The organism is Vibrio sp. D431a (genome assembly GCF_030248655.1).
GTDB classification, from domain to species: Bacteria; Pseudomonadota; Gammaproteobacteria; order Enterobacterales; family Vibrionaceae; genus Vibrio; species Vibrio alginolyticus.
The window spans coordinates 299754-317897 of sequence record NZ_JAHGAP010000002.1 but is presented as its reverse complement, the minus strand read 5'-3'; the positions used below and the strand labels follow the sequence as shown (position 1 = coordinate 317897).

Below are 18144 nucleotides of genomic sequence, written 5' to 3'. Positions count from 1 at the left end.
CAATTTGGAGAACGAATGGAGCTAATGTGGAGTTTCTATGGAGTTGGTAAAATCAGGGTCACTTTCACGCCAGAATCGACGTTTTCGACTTGTAACTGACCTTTGTGCAGCTTGATCACTTGCTCAACAAAATTCAGCCCGAGCCCAGTGCTCTTAACGCCATTTTCCCGAGCGAGGGAGTAGAAGCGTTCCGTCAAACGCGACATCGCGTAGTCGGGAATGTGAGGACCTGAATTGAAAATCGACAGGCACATTTTCTCTTTCGCGACCTCAGCTTTCCATTCAATGCATCCCTCCGAATCAACAAAATCCAGCGCATTGTCCATCAAGTTAAAAACGGCTTGTTTCAGTAAGAAGGCATCACCAAGCACGGCGAGATGGTCATCAATTTGGATGTTGGCAATCACCGACTTTGCACTCAAGCGCGCATCCGCCGATTCAACCACTTCATTGACCATTTGTTTTAGCGAGATAGCTTCGACTTGCTCTAGCTCGGGGCGCTTTTCAAGACGAGCCAGTTCGAGCAACTTATCAATCAATGACTGCATGCGGTCGCTTTCTCGCTCAATGTTGCCAGCAAAGCGCGTGACCTTTTCTGCAGGCAACGGCATTTGCAATATTTCACTCGCGCCTTTAATCGCTGATAACGGGCTTTTCAGCTCATGAGTCAGCGTCTGTACGTACTCTTCCACATATTGTTTACCATCGAGTTGATTGCGCATCTTCTCTAATGCGTCGCTTAGCGTGCCGTACTCATAAAAGATACGAAATGTCGGCTTAGAGACCTTTTCACCTTCACCCATTTTGGTCGCGTAGTCTTCTAGCTTGTTCAGTGCTGAGTGAATTCGCCAAGCAAACAATGCCCCTGCCAATAGCACTAAACCACTCATCCACACCATCCAAAACAGCACATTGCGTTTAGAAAGATCGATGAAGGGTTGTACTGAGCGATTGGATTTTGCCACCGTCACGCTGCCAATGATTTCACCTTTGTGGTAAATGGGCGCAGCCACGTGCATAACGGTTGAGAGCGGATCTTTCGGGTCTTCGATGGTACTGCGCGCGCCGTATTGACCACGCAACGTGAGATATACATCGTTCCATTGCGAGTAGTCTTTGCCTACGTCTTGCTGCCAAGAATCCGCAATCACAATGCCTTGTTTATCGGTAATGTAAATTCGATGGTTAATCGCTTTTTTGCCAATTTCCCAAATGCGCGCTTGAGGCTCTCGCTGCCCATAAGCCGCTAGTAGTTTGGAGAAGCGACTTTCAGACAACTTTCCGTTCGCAACATCTTCTTCTGCCAATACTGCAAGCAAGTTCGCCATATCCACCAGCGTCTCTTCGGTGGTTTGACGCACGGTTGGCTTAAGTTCTTGGACGACCGTTTTGCTCACCATGTAAGCCGTCATTCCGACTAAGATGAAGTAGAGAAAAAACAGTCTGAGTCCAAGAGGGATCTTCGGCCAGCGATTCATCATTCACCTTTAATGCAGTAAAAGTAACCAAAGCCACGCTTGGTACAGATGCGTTCAGACATCTCAAACGGCTTCAACTTATGGCGAATGGCTTTGATGTGGGTATCAATATTGCGCTCGTACGCAGCTTCCGGCGCCATGTCAGCAGCGACCATAAGTTGCTCTCGGCTCAATACATTGGAAGAGACAGAAATCAGTTTATCGAGAATCTTAAATTCGACCGCAGTTAACCCAAGCATTTGCCCGCCAACACCGTAGTCGAAGTTCTGCGCAACTAAATCATGGTTCAAATGAGGTTGTTCTGGAACAGCTACAGGCTCTGGTTTGTCCTCCATCATTGGCGCTTTAGCTTTGATTCGAAGTTTAATGCGAGCCAACATTTCGCGCGGGCTAAATGGCTTAGTCACGTAATCATCCGCGCCAATTTCCAAACCGACTACGCGATCAATTTCATCGCTTCTTGCGGTGAGAAAGATTATGGGAATATCAGAAAACTCACGGATGGTTTTGCATAATTCAAAACCATTGCCATCCGGTAAGCCTACGTCTAAGACAAGTAACGCTGCGGAGTTGTGCTGCAAAAAAGCTAAGCCCTCTCCTGCTGTTGTAAACCACTCTGCGTGGTAGCCATCCATCTCTAATACATGAATCAGGTTCTCTGCGATAGCAGATTCATCCTCGATAATAAGGACGGTGGGTTGTTCGCTCAATGTCTTAGCCTCATTGACGGTGTTTATCTTTATGTTGGTATTATCACTTAATTTGGGGCCAAGGCTAGTGGATTGATGCAGCAAAGGCGCAGTTCGTGGATAATACTAATCAAACACACTTCTATTCAGCATAATAAATTTATCACTTAGATTAATGAGTCACCACAATTGTGAATACAATGATTTCAACCATTGATATGAACAGTGTTCATTTTAAACTCAAGTTATCAATTCGATTTTATTTAAAGGACAGTCACTGATGAAAAGAGCGCTAATCCCCCTGGCTTTACTGACTTTGCTCTCAGGTTGCGCCAGCATGTCTCCGGATGAGTGCAAAACGGCAAACTGGTACAACGTAGGTTATCAAGATGGCCGAGACGGCAACGATCCAAACATTATCAATAGCTATACCGAAGACTGTGGTGAAGCGGGTGTGACACCCGACCGAGCGAAATGGAAAGAAGGCTTTGATAAAGGCACTATCCAATATTGCTCACCAGACAATGGGTACACTGTCGGTATCGAAGGCAAAGAATATTACGGTGTATGCAGCAGCAAAGAGTTTATTGAGAACTACCAGTTAGGTCATCAAGAATATCAACGCCAGCAACGCATCCAACAAATCGATACTGAAATCTCGGTCATCGATAATCAGCTTGATGGCAATCCAGACAAAGATAATGCCAAGAGACTGAAAGAGAAGAGAAAGCGATTGGCTGACGAGCGTTCAAGCCTCTTGTCGCCAACCATCAACTTGAATCTGAATTTCTAAATCGATTGGATTTAGCTTCTAAAAATTCATGGCCCTAGCTCAGTTCTAGGGTCATGAATTGACTGTTCGGATCGAGTTCGTAATCCCCGAACGGCTCGCAGTACACAAAGCCATGCTTTTCATACAACAGGCGCGCTGGTTTAAAAAACTCCATCGAGCCCGTTTCTAAACTCAAGCGCTGCAAACCTTTTTGCTTCGCTTGCTCAATCACATGAATCAATAATTGAGATGCCACACCTTGGTTTCTTGCCGTAGGCGTGGTGCGCATGGATTTCAGCTCCGCGTGTTGGTCATCCAACTCTTTAATCGCCGCACACCCAAGCAGTTGCTCACCTTTCCATCCGGTCCAAAATGTCACTTCTGGCGCTTTGAGCTTATCTAAATCTAACGCATGCACGCTTTCTGGTGGTGACGTGGCGTACATGTCCTGTAAATGTCCTTCCAACAGCGCTATCACTTGCGGCCGTTCTAAATTGTCGATTTCAATCCTCATCTTTCCATCCTTGGTTTTTCCTAGCTAAAGCGGCTGTCTCATAATGTGTTGCGGTCCAACGGGGCCGCCGTGGTAAAGCTCATTGGTATCTTCAAACCCTGATTTTAAATAGCACTGATAAGCAGGTATGTTGCGGCAATTCACAGTGAGATAAAGCGCATCAAACTCGGGATAATGGCGTTTGGCGAAATTGGCAAACTGTTGAATGGCTCGCTTGGCGATGCCTTTGCCTTGATGACGATGATCCACCAGCAAAGCACGCACGCCTAAACTGTTTTTCGGGCAAAAATCGTATTTCTCGCTGTAAGCTGCATCAAATAGAAAAAAGCCAACCACGTCATCGTCCGCCAGAATCAGATGCGGAAGCTCTGTAGGTTCAAGACGCGTAAGCATTTCACCCACATCCGCGACCGTAAACTGCGATTGCTCTTCTAGCACGCTAAGTTCGCAAGTTTGTTCATGTCGCTCAGGCGAATACTTTTCAATGGTAATCATAATCTTCCTTGTTGTTTTTATGCTCAATTCATACAGGGTATGTCGTAAATAGAAATACCTGGTGTCGTATTTCCCACTCGCAGGCAAACGTTTAGCACTCTATTATCCTCGCCATTCGATAGAGAGGTTTCCATGTCCCGTTTTTTACTTTGCAGTTTTGCACTCGTCTTACTCTACCCTACTGCCATTGATTTGTATCTTGTTGGTTTGCCTCAAATTGCGTCAGATCTCAACGCCAGTGAATCTCAGTTGCATATTGCGTTTTCGATCTATTTAGCTGGCATGGCTACCACGATGTTATTCGCGGGAAAAATTGCAGACTCTGTGGGACGAAAGCCCGTTGCCGTCGTCGGCGCGATGATCTTCGTGCTCGCATCTTTTCTCGGCGGGATGGCCGAGCAACCAAACACTTTCTTGATTGCTCGCTTTTGCCAAGGCATCGGTGCTGGATCTTGCTATGTCGTTGCGTTCGCGATTTTACGCGACACGTTAGACGATGAACGCCGCGCGAGAGTATTGTCGATGCTCAATGGCATCACCTGTATCATTCCAGTGATCGCACCCGTGATTGGTCACTTGATTATGCTGAAATTTCCTTGGCCGAGTTTGTTTACCACAATGGCAGGAATGGGCATTCTCGTCAGTGTATTGGCCATTTTTGTTCTCAAGGAATCACTACCCAGCCAACAAGGTGAAGAGCAGACAGCGCCAGAGAGCCATCAAGAGACTTTCTTCGAACGATTTTTTATCAGTAGGCTGATCATTACTGCACTTGGAGTGACCACCATTCTGACCTTTGTTAACGCTTCACCAATTGTCGTGATGAGCATGCTTGGTTTTGATCGCGGTGGCTATTCTTCCATCATGGCTGGGACTGCGACGATCAGTATGTTGATTTCGTTCTCGGCGCCATTGGCATTGGGGATTTTTAAGCAGCGAACCTTATTGATGACCTCTCAAGTATTGCTCGCGTGTGCAGGCATCGTGCTCAGTGCTGCCCATTTCCATGATGGACAACCTTTTTACTATGTGTTCGGACTTGGGCTGATTTGCGCTGGCTTCGCTTGTGGCTTTGGCGTGGCCATGAGCCAAGCGCTCAGCCCATTCTCTCAACAAGCTGGCGTGGCGAGCTCACTACTGGGCATTGCTCAAGTTTGTAGTTCCGCGTTCTATATTTGGTTTATAGGTTTCATCGGCGTTAGTGCACTGAATATGTTGGTGTTTATCTTAGTGTTAGGTAGCGTAATCAGCCTTGCTCTAATACTATTGATTCCAAAGCCTGTTCACGATACCCATTATGAAGAAATCCCTAGCGCGACTTGATTTAAACTTACTGTTCACTCTGCAATTATTGCTGCAAGAGCAAAGCGTCTCGAAAGCCTCGAAAAAGCTGAACGTTACGCCCTCTACCGTAAGTAAGTCGCTCAACAAACTTCGTCATTGGTTCGATGATCCTTTGTTTGTCAAAACACCTAAAGGTCTTGCGCCAACGCCTTTGGCACAAAGCATGGAGCAAGATCTCGCAGAATGGCTGCAAATTGGCAGCCAAATTGCAGAAAAACGCAGCGATATTACGCCTAAAGGAGTGCGTTTTGATATCACGATTGAGTCGCCATTAGTGCTCACAGTGCTGGACAGACTCATCGTCGCTATCCACCAGCGATACCCTGAAGCGAAAGTAAAAACCAGTAACTGGGATTACGATTCACTCGACGCCATCATTCGAGGAGAGGCGGATATCGGTTTTACCGGCCGAGAGAGTCACCCGAGATCGAAAGAGTCGTTGGATCTTCTGCCGTATTTCTTGGATTTTGAGATTCTATTTTATGACCTGCCGATGGTGTATTTACATAAAGATCATCCGGCATTACAGCAAGAGTGGAATCTCGAGACCTTTCTGAGCTACCAACACATCAATATTGTTTGGGAAAAAAGTGAAACTTGGGCGTTGGATGAAGTATTAACGGAACTAGGGCTACAGCGCTCTATCGGGCTGACGATGTCCAACTTTGAGCAATCCCTTTTTATGGCAGCGCAGCCGACGCATGACATGATCACCACCGCGCCGCACTATTGCAAAAGTTACACAGAAAAGATGCATCTCGATTTGGTGTGCTTGCCAATTCCATTAGACCAAGCTCAACAAGACAAGTTACTGATTCCATTTACCATGATTTGGCATAAACGCAATGCGTACAATCCCAAATTGCTATGGTTGAAAAACACCATTAAGTCATTGTACAAACAACCTTCCCAACCACAGTAAGACTCAGGCTAAGGTCAGGTTTTCTCTGGTTATTTTTAATGACTTTCTTGCTCTGATAGCTATAACTAATCACTTTATCAACTAATAAAAATGTTCTTTTGGATCTACACTAGCTGTTCATTTACACGCTAAGGATCAAGGATGTCGACCTTTTTACTCACTGCCATTGCAATGCTGGCGTTCGCTGCCAATTCATTATTGTGCCGACTTGCATTGGCCGAAGGGTTAATTGATGCAGGAAGCTTCACTCTCGTTCGATTGATATCTGGCGCTGTTATCTTAATCGCATTGCTTGTCGTGAGAGGTCAGTGGAAAACCGATCGGCCAATGTCTCGCTTTCGCTTTTTTGCTGGCGTGGCGTTATTTGGTTACGCTGCCCTTTTCTCTTTCGCGTACTTACAACTGGCGACAGGAACAGGTGCTTTGCTTTTGTTTGGTGCCGTGCAACTTACGTTACTGGCAATCTATTGGTGGCAAGGTGAGCGCTTTCAGTTTCTCGAAATCATCGGTATCGGCCTTTCAATTGTTGGATTTGTTTGGTTGATGTTGCCATCTGCCACGCGCCCCGATATTAGCTCTGCACTTCTCATGTTGATTTCTGGCGTTTGTTGGGCTGCGTTTACTGCGCTCGGTAAACAAGCGCCTTCTCCAAGTAGTGGAATCACGTGGGGATTCATCGCAGCATCAATAATTGGCGTGCTCCTTTCGCCATTAATCTTGTCCTCAATCCACCTTTCTTTGAGCGGAGTGTTGCTCGCTATCGCATCTGGTGCCATTGCCTCTGGCCTTGGTTATACACTTTGGTACCAAGTCGTACGTAAGCTCTCTTTACTTCAAGCCGCCGTCAGCCAACTTTCCGTGCCAGCCATTGCTTTACTACTCGGCAGCATCGTACTCCACGAGCCTCTTTCACTGCATACTCTTTTAACCAGCGGCATCATTCTTGGTGGGATCGCTTTGGTTTTTTTATCTCGATCCAAAAAAACAAACGAACAATCGGCAAGCCGATAAAAAGTAATAACTTTCCCTCTCAAATACCCATTCATCATCTATGCTTTTTAAAGCAGTAAAGCTCATTGCAGATGGTACAAGTGGTCTGCTTTGGTACCAGGCGAAGAATATAAGGTGAGAATTGGCTCACACAATGCAGCGATTTTGTTTCAAAAGTGAGAATCATCACAGATCGCGAATTTGCTCGTTTTAGGCGTTTCACCAATAACGCCAAGGGCTAGCACGAGATCAAGCCAAATACGCACTTTTTGTTTTGACAAAGGGTTTACAAAGCACACTTTTTCACCCGCTATATTCCGCCCCCCGAATTTATTCAGAACAAGATTCTGATTATTCATATAAGAAATTCATCAACTTATAACGATAAGCCTGAGCAAACTTTGACACTATGAACGACAAAATAAAATTCGCTATTAAAGTATCGCTTAGCCTAACTCTGGCTTATCTGATCCCGTTTGCCATGGGTTGGCCGCAAGCATCGACGGCCGCAACCACAGTGATGCTGATTGCATCCACAGGCAGTCGTCGTGAATCCCTCGCCAAAGGTACCTTACGCGTGTTAGGTACATTGGTTGGTGCCGTGGTTGGCTTGTTACTGGTGGGGTTGTTTGCTCAAGATCGCTTGCTGTACATGCTGAGCGTGTCGGTTGTGGTCTCATTCATTTTTTACTTCCGTAATGCCTATCAAAAAGATCCTACGCTACTCATGCTGACCGGTGTGATGACGTTGATGATGTCCAATGGCGGTGACGCAGAAGGTGCGTTCCTTTATGGCGTTGACCGCGCCTATATGACGGTGTTTGGGGTGGTGGTTTACACACTCGTGGGAACTTTCTTATTCCCGACCAAAACAGAACAAAACCTAAGACAGCCCATCGAACAACTCAACCAAGCACAACGCGCGTTGTTCACCGCTATCTTGCAAAATTTCGAGCAAAAATCGGCAGGGCAAATCTCTCCTCAAGAAGGCGGAGAAGAAAATCCAGAAGCGGAAGAGCCACAACCTAGCGTGGACACTCTCATCGAACAGATGTTTGCCGCTCAAAATGCGCTCGAACAGCGTTTTGCCACGGTCAGTGTGGAATGCAGTGACGTGTCGGCCTACATGAAAGAGTGGCGCTTGGCAGTTCATTTGAACAAGCAGGTAACGCAACAATTGACCGTCGCGGCGCACAGCCACTTTAGCCACCAGCAAGACCGTGAAAGCATCAGCAACTTTGATCAAGCCGTGGCGGAAATTGACGCGCTATTTGATACCTGCCAACAAGTCTGGGACGAAAAAGAACCCGCTTATCGTGCCCAGGAACTCAAAGTCAAATACAACCAAGCGTTGCTTGAAGACGCAGCTCACCTAGAGAAAGGCTCTGCGCTTACGCTTGGTCACCTATTGGAACTGATGCATCAAAACTTGTCGCGTTTAGCGGAGAGCATTAGCTGTATTGACTCTGTGACGAACAATGTCTCCTTTGACGTGCCACTGCCGAAACCGAAAGGCAAGTTTCTATGGTGGGACGCAGAAAACTTTAAAACCGCGGTCAAAACCTTTGTCACTTATTGGGTTGCTGGACTGATTTGGATTTATTTCAATCCACCAGGCGGCTATTCATTCGTGGTCTTCTCGACCATGTTTATGTCTTTGCTGTCGTTCGTGCCTGTGCACCCAATTTTGTTGCTTGTGCTGTTCACTTTCGGCTTCTTGTTCGCGGTGCCTTCTTACGTCTTCATTCTTCCGCAATTGGATCTCGGGTTAGAACTTGGCCTGTTCATCTTTATCTACACCTTTATCGGCTTTTATCTGTTTAACGGGCCAGTGACGATTTTCTATATGATTGGCTTGTTTGTTCTTGGTTTAGACAACAACATGTTTTATCACTTCGGGATCCTCATGACGATCATGCTGTTGTTCTACATGGTGGTGTTCATGATTATTTTCGCGCACTACTTCCCGTTTAGCTCACGACCAGAACACCTCTTTTTGACCATAAAAGAACGCTACTTCCGACATACCCGAGAGCTGTTCACTACCTATCAACAGCAGTCCAGCTCGGTTATTACGCCGCTCAAACGGGCCTTGCACTTGGTGACGCTCAATGTCTCATCGAAAAAGCTCAAAGTCTGGGGTTCGAAAATCAACCACAAACACTTTGATAAAACCACGCCAGAAGCGATTGGCGCGTTTAGCAAAGCGTGTGATGTACTCAGTAATCACATCAACATCTTAATGGCCGCCGAGAAAAAGTTGATGGCCAATCCGCTGATTACTCAGCTTCGTCAACAACACCGCGATTCCATCATTCCTTTGATGGCAGGCGCTTTAGCCAGCCATCAAGCAACACAAGAACTCGACTCCGTATTCGACCAATACAGTCAGGATTACCAAACATTCGAAGATAAACTGGAAGATTTTTTTAGTGAGTTGGATTTATCTGACTACGCTTATTCAGAGATAGCCGGTTTTTATATCTTGCTGAATTTAAAACGGAACGTGTTCGAAGCAATCAAGCATTGCAAGCAAACCTACGAGGATATCGATTGGGTGAACTTACAACAGAAGCGTTTTTAAAGGTGGGGATATGATGCTTCCAAAACTAACCAAACCAAGCCTCGCCATACTTTCTTTGCTCGGACTCAGTGCGTGTACCACGGTAGGACCAGATTATGTTCATCCAAAGCAGGCGCCACTGCCAAGTGACTGGTCGGTGCAAAAAGCAGCCAAAGATACGCAGCAATCAGAGCAACAGCTACAACAATGGTGGCAGCAATTTAATGACTCAACTCTTAATCAGCTAGTTGAGTTGGCGAGCAAACAAAACCTCGATTTAGAAGCCGCAGGGCTACGAATTGTCCAAGCACGTTCATTGCTTGGTATTTCGACTGGCTTGCAATACCCACAAGTTCAAAGCGTGTCAGGAAACCTAGCGCGTGCCTACGTAAATGATCAGGGCGTGAATAACGCCACTTTGTCGTTTGATGCTGCTTGGGAAATGGATGTTTGGGGCAAGTATGCTCGCGGTATTGAGTCGGCAGAAGCGGGTTACTACGCATCCATCGCATCGTATCACGACATCATGGTCACCATAACCGCCGAAGTGGCGCGCAATTACATCAACTATCGCACATTCCAAGAACGTATTTTGCTGTCTCGCCGCAATATCGAGATTCAAGAGCGTGTCGTACGTATTACTCAGGTGCAGTTCGACTCTGGCAACGTTACAGAATTGGACGTTCAACAAGCTAAAAACCAACTCTACACCACCAAAGCAGCGTTACCGAGCCTCGAAGTGGCAATGAAGCAATCACGTACTGTGTTGGCTTTGCTACTGGGTCTGTTACCAGAAGAAGTAGATCGACTGCTACAGTCGGATGGGATGCACAAGCAAATCGCTGAGTACGAAGCCCAGTTCAAAGCGACGGGCAGAAAATCGGCGCTATCGGGCACCGACGAGCGTTCCATTGTGCCACGTCCACCGCTTTTGGATACGCAAGTGGATGCTAACTTAGTGATGCGACGTCCGGATTTGCAAGTCTCTGAGATGCAAGCTCGCGCGCAAAGTGCGCAGATTGGCGTGGCAGAAACCGCTCTGTACCCAAGCTTTTCGTTGTTCGGTTCCATCGGTATCGACAGTACGGTTCCCGATGGCAGCAGTTTCAGTTTTAGCGATTCGCTCACCATGGTGGTTGGCCCAACGTTCAGTTGGAACATTTTCCAATACGGACGCGTGAAAAATAACATTCGTTTCGAAGATGCTCGCTTCCAAGAAACGCTGACGAACTACAACAAAAAGGTACTGCAAGCCGTTAATGAAGTCACCAATGCAATCGAAGCATATGACCTGTATTTGCAGCAAAAAGATTTACGCTTGCAATCGGTCAACTCTTCCATTCGTGCGTTCAACATATCCATGACACAGTACGAAAACGGACAAATTTCATTCGAACGTCTGCTTAACTCGGTAGAAAAAATGACCCGTGCAGAAGACAGCTACGCAACGATCAAAGGTAATGTTGCGAACCAAGTTGTCGCGCTCTACAAAGCCCTCGGTGGAGGCTGGCAAACCCAAACAGGCAAACCTTTCATCAGTGAATCGATTGCCACGCAGATGACAGAGCGCACTGACTGGGGAAGTTATTTAAATGAAGAAAACCGCGTATTGCCGCCTTTGCGACTCGAAACTCCGGCTGAGACCAGTGATGAAAACAAAACGGAGGATCGGTAATGCCTCATGAACTCTCTTGGGGAGACGTTTACTTTTCTCCTACGCTACTCGTGCTCTTTCTCGCCGTCACGGCCACGTGGATAACGGTGATGATATTGAACAAGACACGTTTGTCTCGCTTCATCGCTTTTCCGTCTCTGACGTTTATTGCCATCATGGTCGGTTATGTGGTGGCCATCGACAGCTTTTATATTCAATTTTAGGTGCCAAACAAGATGAAAAAACTATTCGTAATCGCACTCAATCTTGTCATTCTTGGTGGCGCAGCTTGGCTCGGCTATCAAAAGTTTGAGGAATACTTTAATAACCCATGGACACGAGATGGGCAAGTGCGTGCTAACGTCATCAAAGTGGCTCCTCGCGTATCAGGCCCAATTGTAAATGTCGCGGTGCAAGACAACCAAGAAGTAAAAACGGGGGATTTACTGTTTGAAATCGACCCTGCGACTTACCAGGTTGCGTTATCTCAAGCCGAAGTAGCACTGGAGCGCTCCATTGTTAGCTCTCGCGGTAAAAAAATCGAATATGACCGCTTAAAAGACATTCGTGCCAAAGACCGTGGCGCAGTTTCTCATAAGGATCTGATTCGTCGTGAAATCGCTTACGAAGAATCGCTACTGCAAATCAAATCTGCAGAAGAACAACTAAAATCAGCACGCCTTAACCTCAGCTTTACCAAAGTTTATGCGACCGTCGATGGTTTTGTATCTAACCTCGATATTAGAAACGGTACGCAAGCGGTCGCAAACCAACCACTGCTCGCACTGATCGACAAAAACAGCTTTTGGGTATTTGGTTTCTTCCGTGAAAACCAACTTGCGCAAATCGAACCTGGCAGCCAAGCGCGTGTCACTTTGATGTCTCACCCAGACACGCCAATTGACGCGACGGTTGACTCGATTGGTTGGGGTATTGCGCCCAAAGACGGCACGGTCGGCTACAACCTTCTTCCAAACGTAAACCCTGTTTTTCAGTGGATTCGCTTAGCACAACGTATTCCGGTGCGAATCTCCCTACAAGAACTTCCTGAAGATGTTGATCTTCGATTCGGGCTTTCTGCGTCCATCATGGTGATGAAAGAGTCATCCGCAGACAGTGAACAATAACTAAGTGAGAAGAGCCATGGTCATTGGTAAAAACCTCAAAAACATTAATGAAGAAAACAACTTCTTCTATCTAACCTTAGCGCTAGTGATTTTGTTGCTAGGGAGTGCGATGGCACAAGTAGTAGGTGAAGGGACGATTGAACACATACTTCAGGCTTTCACGGTTCTGACGTTTATCGTCTGTTTTGCGAGCCTTCGCTTTGACAAAACCTGGTCTCGTTTCCTCTACAGCCTGTTTGGTGTTTGGGTTCTTGTGATTGTGATCAAGACCGTTTTCGACATCAGAGAGATGAATGTGGTGATGCTTGCCCTCACCTTTGCGTTCTTTTTCGGCACTTTTAAATCCATCGCAAGACAGATTCTTTTCACCGGCCATGTCAACAGCAACAAAGTCATTGGCTCGGTAGCGCTTTTCTTGCTGCTTGGTCTGATGTGGGCGATTGCCTACCTCATTCTGCTTGAGTTTTCGCCTGAAGCCTTTACCGGTATGGAAGCGATTTCTTGGGGGCAGAACTTCTCCAATGCAGCGTATTTCAGTTTCGTTACCTTAACCACGCTCGGTTATGGCGACATTAGTCCTCTAACACCACTGGCTCAAGTCGTGGTGTATTTAGAGGCCATCACAGGTGTTTTTTATATGGCGATTGTTGTTTCAAGTCTCGTCAGTTCTAACATTGATCATCAGGTAAACAAAAATGGATAAACAATCGGTAAAAATCGACAGTAAGCTTTTCATCAGTAATATGGTGGAATCGGCAATACGCATTGGCTTGATCTTTGTCTTGCTGATGTTTACGTACGACATCATCAAACCCTTCATCCTTCCGGTTATTTGGGGCGCTATTATAGCCGTCGCTTTAATGCCGCTTACCCAAAAATTGCAGCGTGTATATGGTGGTCGTAGAGGCTTGGCAGCCACAACCATTGCTTTACTTGGTATTGCCCTCCTTGTCACGCCACTTGTTATGGTATCAGGCTCCATTGTGGATGGTGCAACGCATGCGCTTGAAGTACTACAAAATGGACAAGTGAAAATACCAGGGCCAAAACCTTCCGTAGCGGATTGGCCTATCGTGGGTGATAAGCTCTACGAAGTGTGGACCCTATTCGCTACTAATCTTGAACAAGCTATTCAAACCTTTATGCCACAAATAAAGGCAGGACTCACATCTTTACTGGGTACACTGGGGGGCGTATTGGGAAGTTTACTGCTTTCAATCTTGTCACTTGCGATTGCAGCAGGTTTCATGACGTACTCTGAATCTGCAGCATCAGGCTTAAGAACCATCGCGATTCGAACCGCTGGTGAAAACGCAAAAAGCTGGACCACGCTTATCGCTGCGACAATTAAAAGCGTACTGCTTGGCGTAGTCGGTGTAGCGGCAATTCAAGCACTGTTGATCGGTGCTGGTTTCTTCGTATTTGGCGTTCCGGCAGCAGGTTTACTCACACTGCTTCTAATGATTTTATGTATCGCTCAGCTCCCGGCGTTGCTCGCAGTGCTACCTGTGATTGGCTTCATGTACATGACCCAAGACACCTCAACAGCAACCATGTTTACTGTTTGGGTCGTAGTTGCGGCTCTTTCTGAAAACCTGTTCAAACCAATGTTAATGGGACGTGGCGTCGACGTGCCAATGCCTGTGATTCTGCTCGGTGCCATCGGTGGTATGCTTTTCTACGGCATCGTTGGTCTGTTCTTAGGTGCCGTTATCCTAGCAATTTGGTATGAGTTATTTGTTTGGTGGTTGAGCATTGAGAAAGCACAACAGCAAGAAGAAATGGCAGAACAACAAGGCGCTTCTAATGACCAATCAGAGCCTGGACACGGTGCTGGCATTTAATAAATCAATAAGTTAAAAATAAATTTAATCTATAAGTTATGATATCAAACCGCTGCATTTCAGCGGTTTGATTCTATTTGGATCACAGTTTCGTCGTAATAAATGCGATAAAAATGACGTTCTTGTTAAATTTTCATACTTATTACACTTGGGAGTTGCAATCGGGCAATGAACGATGCACTCTCGATGACCACTAATTTGCTTAGGATAAAAACAATGAAATTGATCAAGCCTTTAACTTGTGCGCTTGCTCTCGCAATGAGTGGCATGGCATTCGCAGATGTAACCGTGAGTGTTCCTGACAACGTTTCAGTATTAGCGGCTAACGGTGAAAAAGCAGATCTTTCGGGTGGTTTTTTCGCCTCTGAGAGAACACTGACGTTACCTGATGGCCTTAACCAAGTCGTATTTCGTTTCGCCCCTTACTTCAACCAAGGTAATGACCGTTTAAGTGTTGAAAGCGATGTTATCGTTACACGATTTGACGCGACCAATGCCGAACTCACTCTACAAATGCCAGAATACCGCAACCTACGTGATGCGGAAGAGAAGATCAAAGACTTAGATTGGAAACTGGTTGATGATTCTGGCAACGCAATCGCGGTTGACCAGGACAAGTTGCTCAAACCGGGTATGCAAATCGGTCGTGATTACGTACGTGAAATCGAAGATTATAACCAAGCTGGCGGTGCAGCAGCCGTGGCTTTTGCTGGCGCAGCAACCATGCAGCCAGTCACGCTTCCTGCAAAGGTTCCTGCGGATATGAAGCAAGTGAGAGCAACTGCGGTTAAAGCGGATTCGACAGCTGAAGAGATGCTGCACTTCTGGTACCAAAAAGCAGACGCAGAAACCAAAGCTCGCTTTAAGAAATATGTTAATCAACAGTAAATCTGGTTAACTTTATCGATATTATAAAAGCCACTTCACGTGGCTTTTTTGATCAAAAATTAGGAAGCTTGGACAACTTTAGTATTGGCGATCAAGTCATGCAACAATCGTCGCTCCGGATGAAAGAACAACAATGCCAAATTTACCAACGGGATCCCCGGAATGAGCATCTCCAGCAAGTAGCTAATAACAAGCCTTAACCCTGCTGTAACTTTCGTTGCCTTACTATCATTTTTCATTACAACTTTAATACCAATCATGCGCATACCAATGGTTTGCCCATGACTCAATGCATTCCAGTTGATCATTAAAACCGTTGGTAAAGAAAGCAAGTAAAACGCCTGAGTTTCACGAACAAGCGTGAGGTTATCTGCTAAAGAGAGCTGAAAGTCGTTAAGAAAAGAGTTAATACTCAATGCGATGATTAACACGACCACCATCGCAAAGAGCAGGTCGATAAAACCAGCAATGATTCTCTGTTGCTTGCTCGCGATAAAAGCATACATGGACTTCAGTCACCTCAATGTAATTGGTTAAGCGAGAATGACTGAGTGTACAGACGCGCAATGGTGAGCGCAGTTTAGGTATTGCCAACATAATATTCAACTAAGAACATACTAAATCGCGATCGTATCTCAAAAGTAATCATTACATCTTGAGCATAACCGTATCAATTTAACAAAACGCTACCAGTAACGTTCGTAAATGATATTTCCCCCAGTTTGATGGCGATACTTTTCCAAGCCTAGCTCTTGTAAAACGGGCACGGTATCTTTGATCATTTGTGGATTCCCACACATCATGACAAAGCTACGCTGAGCTGAGAATGGCGCATCAGCGGCGTTGGACAGTAAACCCGATTCGATGAGTTCAGGAATTCGGCCTTGTAATTTACCGTCAACCACTTCCCTGCTGACTATCGGTATATACTTTAATCGGCCTTCATATCGTTGCTGAAGCTGTTCAATAAGGTATTTATAAACCAGATCTTTTTCGAAACGAACGGCATGAACCAGCACAATGCGCTCATTGTGAGGCGGTAGGTTTATATCATCCAGCAGCGACAAAAACGGTCCAATCCCCGTACCTGTAGATAGCAGCCACAGGTCATGAGCCTGTTTAGGAATAGAGTCATGGATTAAATCGCCATGTGCGGTGGCACCGACATAAATGCTATCACCAGATTTAAGCTTTTGGAGCCGTGGAGAAAGTTGTCCTTGAGGGTCGGCTACTATTAGAAATTCCAACCAATCGAATTGCTCGCTTGGCGCATTAACCACAGAGTAAGCACGGCTGATCGGCTTACCTTCATCATCAAGCAAAGCAAGCTTGGTGAATTGGCCAGCTTTAAATGAAAGAGGCGCGCCAGATATTCTCAAACTGAACAGCTCACCTGTCCAATCAATGCGTTTCTCAACTCTTGCGAGGTTGAAACCTTTGAGTTCAATCATGAGACACCTCCTATCTGGTTACTCTTAGTTAAACTTACGCCTTCAACTCGATTATGTAAAGTTTCTAGTTTACATAATCAAACCACTATTTCATTTCACATTTTAAAAACAATTTTATTACATATTAAATGATTACATCTAGAATAAATGCTCAAAGTGATAAGTCGCGTCGCAATTTGTGGCAAAGCAGATGAAAAAGGAGCAATAGAAATGGACACACTGTTAAAGGACTTTCCCGTTATCACAGAGATAAAAGTCGCATGGGGTGAAATGGATGCTCTGCAACACGTTAATAACGTGGTCTATTTTCGCTACTTCGAGACCGCACGTTTAGATTACTTCAACAAAATTAACCTGCTGGTCGACCTGCAGACCTCGCAAATTGGGCCAGTACTGAGCGAGACTCAATGCCGCTACAAATTGCCTGTTACTTACCCAGACACGCTATTAGTCGGTTCTCGCGTAATCGACATGCAAGAAGATCGCATCACAATGGAGTACCAAGTGCTGAGTAAGAAGTGGGGGAAAATTGCGACCATCGCGACCGCCACTGGTGTGATGTTTGATTTTAAGAACAACGTTAAAGCTGCGATTCCAGATCACGTTCGCCAGTCGATTTTAGACTTGGAAGGAACCGTGGGTAGTACGCATCATTTGGAGTAGCAAGAAACGAGAGATTAAAGGCGAGGTTCCCGACAGCGCTCCTTCATCGCTATCGGGAATGATGCTGAGGTACCATTCCAACTTACGCAATAAGAAAACTAGCGTCATTCTAATGAGCCTAAGTGAATCATTCGAAACCTCGCTAAACGTAACAGCAGCGCGACTCTTCCAGCCTACGCGATAAGAAAGCTACGTCATTCTAGCGAGCCATAGCGAGACTAAGAATCTACTTACCGCTTGCTGCAGACCATAAAGCCATGAATAAACTCAATACAATCTGAGAGTAGATTCTGAATCACGCTCGTTCCTCGCTGTTCAGAATAACAGTTCGAGTTTGGCTCTGAGTTCTACAAAACCATCTAAAAAAGCGATTCCAGACAAGCCTAAGTGACCATCCGGAATCTCGCTTGAGACGCATCAGCAGCGCGACTCTGCCAGCCTACGCGATAAGAAAAGCTACGTCATTCTAGCGAGCCATAGCGAGACTAAGAATCTACTTACCGCTTGCTGCAAACCATAAAGCCATGAATAAACTCAATACAATCTGAGAGTAGATTCTGAATCACGCTCGTTCCTCGCGGTTCAGAATGACGATTCGAGTTTGGCTCTGACCTCTACAAAACCATCTAAAAAAGCGATTCCAGATAAACCTATGTGACCATCCGGAATCTCGCTTTAGACGCATCAGCAGAGCGACTCTTTCAGCCTACGCGATAAGAAAAGCTGCGTCATTCTAGCGAGCCAAAGTGA

18 protein-coding genes are annotated in these 18144 nt (G+C 45.9%); 12 read left to right on the top strand and 6 right to left on the bottom strand.

Features of this window, described 5'->3' with window-relative positions:
- Positions 1-35: 35 nt before the first annotated feature.
- Positions 36-1478: a two-component system sensor histidine kinase CreC gene (gene creC, locus KJB35_RS03645; protein WP_104980176.1), complete on the bottom strand. Its 1443-nt coding sequence runs from the start codon at positions 1476-1478 to the stop codon at positions 36-38.
- The gene (locus KJB35_RS03640) at positions 1478-2188 is read right to left on the bottom strand and encodes a response regulator (protein ID WP_053307945.1); all 711 of its coding nucleotides are present in this window, start codon (positions 2186-2188) and stop codon (positions 1478-1480) included. The genes creC and KJB35_RS03640 overlap by 1 nt, the downstream gene beginning before the upstream one ends.
- 259 nt (positions 2189-2447) lie before the next feature.
- Between KJB35_RS03640 and KJB35_RS03635 the strand changes: the two genes are divergently transcribed.
- A complete protein-coding gene (locus KJB35_RS03635) occupies positions 2448-2960 on the top strand; it encodes a DUF2799 domain-containing protein (protein WP_005374970.1) in 513 nt (170 codons plus the stop codon).
- A 34-nt stretch (positions 2961-2994) separates the two neighbouring features.
- Here the strand turns inward: KJB35_RS03635 and KJB35_RS03630 are convergent, their stop codons facing one another.
- Positions 2995-3453, bottom strand: coding sequence for a GNAT family N-acetyltransferase (locus tag KJB35_RS03630; protein ID WP_005386911.1), 459 nt, complete (start codon positions 3451-3453; stop codon positions 2995-2997).
- Between the two features lie 24 nt (positions 3454-3477).
- Entirely contained in the window at positions 3478-3948 is a 471-nt protein-coding gene (locus KJB35_RS03625) for a GNAT family N-acetyltransferase (protein WP_054579371.1), read from the bottom strand.
- A 132-nt stretch (positions 3949-4080) separates the two neighbouring features.
- Here KJB35_RS03625 and KJB35_RS03620 point away from each other — a divergent pair, with 132 nt between their 5' ends.
- The 10 genes from KJB35_RS03620 (at position 4081) to KJB35_RS03575 (ending at position 15280) form a co-directional block, all read left to right on the top strand.
- Complete coding sequence (locus KJB35_RS03620) at positions 4081-5271, top strand: MFS transporter (protein ID WP_213907555.1); 1191 nt, start codon at positions 4081-4083, stop codon at positions 5269-5271.
- On the top strand, positions 5246-6214 hold the full coding sequence (yidZ, locus tag KJB35_RS03615; protein WP_238842833.1) for an HTH-type transcriptional regulator YidZ: 969 nt from the start codon (positions 5246-5248) through the stop codon (positions 6212-6214). The genes KJB35_RS03620 and yidZ overlap by 26 nt, the downstream gene beginning before the upstream one ends.
- A gap of 141 nt (positions 6215-6355) precedes the next feature.
- Positions 6356-7225 carry a DMT family transporter gene (locus KJB35_RS03610; RefSeq protein WP_238842831.1) on the top strand — a complete coding sequence of 290 codons (870 nt, stop codon included), beginning with the start codon at positions 6356-6358 and terminating at the stop codon, positions 7223-7225.
- A gap of 388 nt (positions 7226-7613) precedes the next feature.
- Positions 7614-9788 (top strand): FUSC family protein, encoded by a 2175-nt coding sequence (locus KJB35_RS03605; protein ID WP_161440751.1) that lies wholly within the window; start codon positions 7614-7616, stop codon positions 9786-9788.
- A 10-nt stretch (positions 9789-9798) separates the two neighbouring features.
- Positions 9799-11442: a TolC family protein gene (locus tag KJB35_RS03600; RefSeq protein WP_238842830.1), complete on the top strand. Its 1644-nt coding sequence runs from the start codon at positions 9799-9801 to the stop codon at positions 11440-11442.
- Positions 11442-11645 carry a DUF1656 domain-containing protein gene (locus KJB35_RS03595; RefSeq protein ID WP_005374946.1) on the top strand — a complete coding sequence of 68 codons (204 nt, stop codon included), beginning with the start codon at positions 11442-11444 and terminating at the stop codon, positions 11643-11645. The genes KJB35_RS03600 and KJB35_RS03595 overlap by 1 nt, the downstream gene beginning before the upstream one ends.
- A gap of 12 nt (positions 11646-11657) precedes the next feature.
- Positions 11658-12548, top strand: a complete 891-nt coding sequence (locus KJB35_RS03590; protein WP_047102391.1) for an HlyD family secretion protein — start codon at positions 11658-11660, stop codon at positions 12546-12548.
- Between the two features lie 16 nt (positions 12549-12564).
- Positions 12565-13251, top strand: coding sequence for a potassium channel family protein (locus tag KJB35_RS03585; RefSeq protein ID WP_017634413.1), 687 nt, complete (start codon positions 12565-12567; stop codon positions 13249-13251).
- Positions 13244-14392: an AI-2E family transporter gene (locus KJB35_RS03580; protein WP_137283008.1), complete on the top strand. Its 1149-nt coding sequence runs from the start codon at positions 13244-13246 to the stop codon at positions 14390-14392. Before KJB35_RS03585 ends, KJB35_RS03580 begins: the two co-directional genes overlap by 8 nt.
- A 216-nt stretch (positions 14393-14608) precedes the next feature.
- A complete protein-coding gene (locus KJB35_RS03575; protein WP_017634411.1) occupies positions 14609-15280 on the top strand; it encodes a DUF2057 domain-containing protein in 672 nt (223 codons plus the stop codon).
- Between the two features lie 59 nt (positions 15281-15339).
- On the opposite strand, the gene KJB35_RS03570 is transcribed toward KJB35_RS03575, so the two are convergent.
- Together KJB35_RS03570 and KJB35_RS03565 are read right to left on the bottom strand one after the other, a co-directional pair.
- Positions 15340-15786 (bottom strand): RDD family protein, encoded by a 447-nt coding sequence (locus KJB35_RS03570; RefSeq protein WP_005374936.1) that lies wholly within the window; start codon positions 15784-15786, stop codon positions 15340-15342.
- A gap of 180 nt (positions 15787-15966) precedes the next feature.
- A complete protein-coding gene (locus KJB35_RS03565; RefSeq protein ID WP_005374935.1) occupies positions 15967-16731 on the bottom strand; it encodes a ferredoxin--NADP reductase in 765 nt (254 codons plus the stop codon).
- A gap of 210 nt (positions 16732-16941) precedes the next feature.
- Between KJB35_RS03565 and KJB35_RS03560 the strand changes: the two genes are divergently transcribed.
- Positions 16942-17394: a thioesterase family protein gene (locus KJB35_RS03560; RefSeq protein ID WP_005374933.1), complete on the top strand. Its 453-nt coding sequence runs from the start codon at positions 16942-16944 to the stop codon at positions 17392-17394.
- Positions 17395-18144 lie beyond the last annotated feature (750 nt).

What these genes read in the sequence shown, in the direction of transcription:
- KJB35_RS03610 (WP_238842831.1), top strand. Translation starts at nt 6,356, where the DNA reads ATGTCGACCTTTTTACTCACTGCCATTGCAATGCTGGCGTTCGCTGCC.
- yidZ (WP_238842833.1), top strand. Translation starts at nt 5,246, where the DNA reads ATGAAGAAATCCCTAGCGCGACTTGATTTAAACTTACTGTTCACTCTG.
- KJB35_RS03600 (WP_238842830.1), top strand. Translation starts at nt 9,799, where the DNA reads ATGATGCTTCCAAAACTAACCAAACCAAGCCTCGCCATACTTTCTTTG.
- KJB35_RS03580 (WP_137283008.1), top strand. Translation starts at nt 13,244, where the DNA reads ATGGATAAACAATCGGTAAAAATCGACAGTAAGCTTTTCATCAGTAAT.
- creC (WP_104980176.1), bottom strand. Translation starts at nt 1,478, where the DNA reads ATGAATCGCTGGCCGAAGATCCCTCTTGGACTCAGACTGTTTTTTCTC.
- KJB35_RS03595 (WP_005374946.1), top strand. Translation starts at nt 11,442, where the DNA reads ATGCCTCATGAACTCTCTTGGGGAGACGTTTACTTTTCTCCTACGCTA.
- KJB35_RS03590 (WP_047102391.1), top strand. Translation starts at nt 11,658, where the DNA reads ATGAAAAAACTATTCGTAATCGCACTCAATCTTGTCATTCTTGGTGGC.
- KJB35_RS03565 (WP_005374935.1), bottom strand. Translation starts at nt 16,731, where the DNA reads ATGATTGAACTCAAAGGTTTCAACCTCGCAAGAGTTGAGAAACGCATT.
- KJB35_RS03560 (WP_005374933.1), top strand. Translation starts at nt 16,942, where the DNA reads ATGGACACACTGTTAAAGGACTTTCCCGTTATCACAGAGATAAAAGTC.
- KJB35_RS03570 (WP_005374936.1), bottom strand. Translation starts at nt 15,786, where the DNA reads ATGTATGCTTTTATCGCGAGCAAGCAACAGAGAATCATTGCTGGTTTT.
- KJB35_RS03630 (WP_005386911.1), bottom strand. Translation starts at nt 3,453, where the DNA reads ATGAGGATTGAAATCGACAATTTAGAACGGCCGCAAGTGATAGCGCTG.
- KJB35_RS03620 (WP_213907555.1), top strand. Translation starts at nt 4,081, where the DNA reads ATGTCCCGTTTTTTACTTTGCAGTTTTGCACTCGTCTTACTCTACCCT.
- KJB35_RS03575 (WP_017634411.1), top strand. Translation starts at nt 14,609, where the DNA reads ATGAAATTGATCAAGCCTTTAACTTGTGCGCTTGCTCTCGCAATGAGT.
- KJB35_RS03605 (WP_161440751.1), top strand. Translation starts at nt 7,614, where the DNA reads ATGAACGACAAAATAAAATTCGCTATTAAAGTATCGCTTAGCCTAACT.
- KJB35_RS03625 (WP_054579371.1), bottom strand. Translation starts at nt 3,948, where the DNA reads ATGATTACCATTGAAAAGTATTCGCCTGAGCGACATGAACAAACTTGC.
- KJB35_RS03585 (WP_017634413.1), top strand. Translation starts at nt 12,565, where the DNA reads ATGGTCATTGGTAAAAACCTCAAAAACATTAATGAAGAAAACAACTTC.
- KJB35_RS03635 (WP_005374970.1), top strand. Translation starts at nt 2,448, where the DNA reads ATGAAAAGAGCGCTAATCCCCCTGGCTTTACTGACTTTGCTCTCAGGT.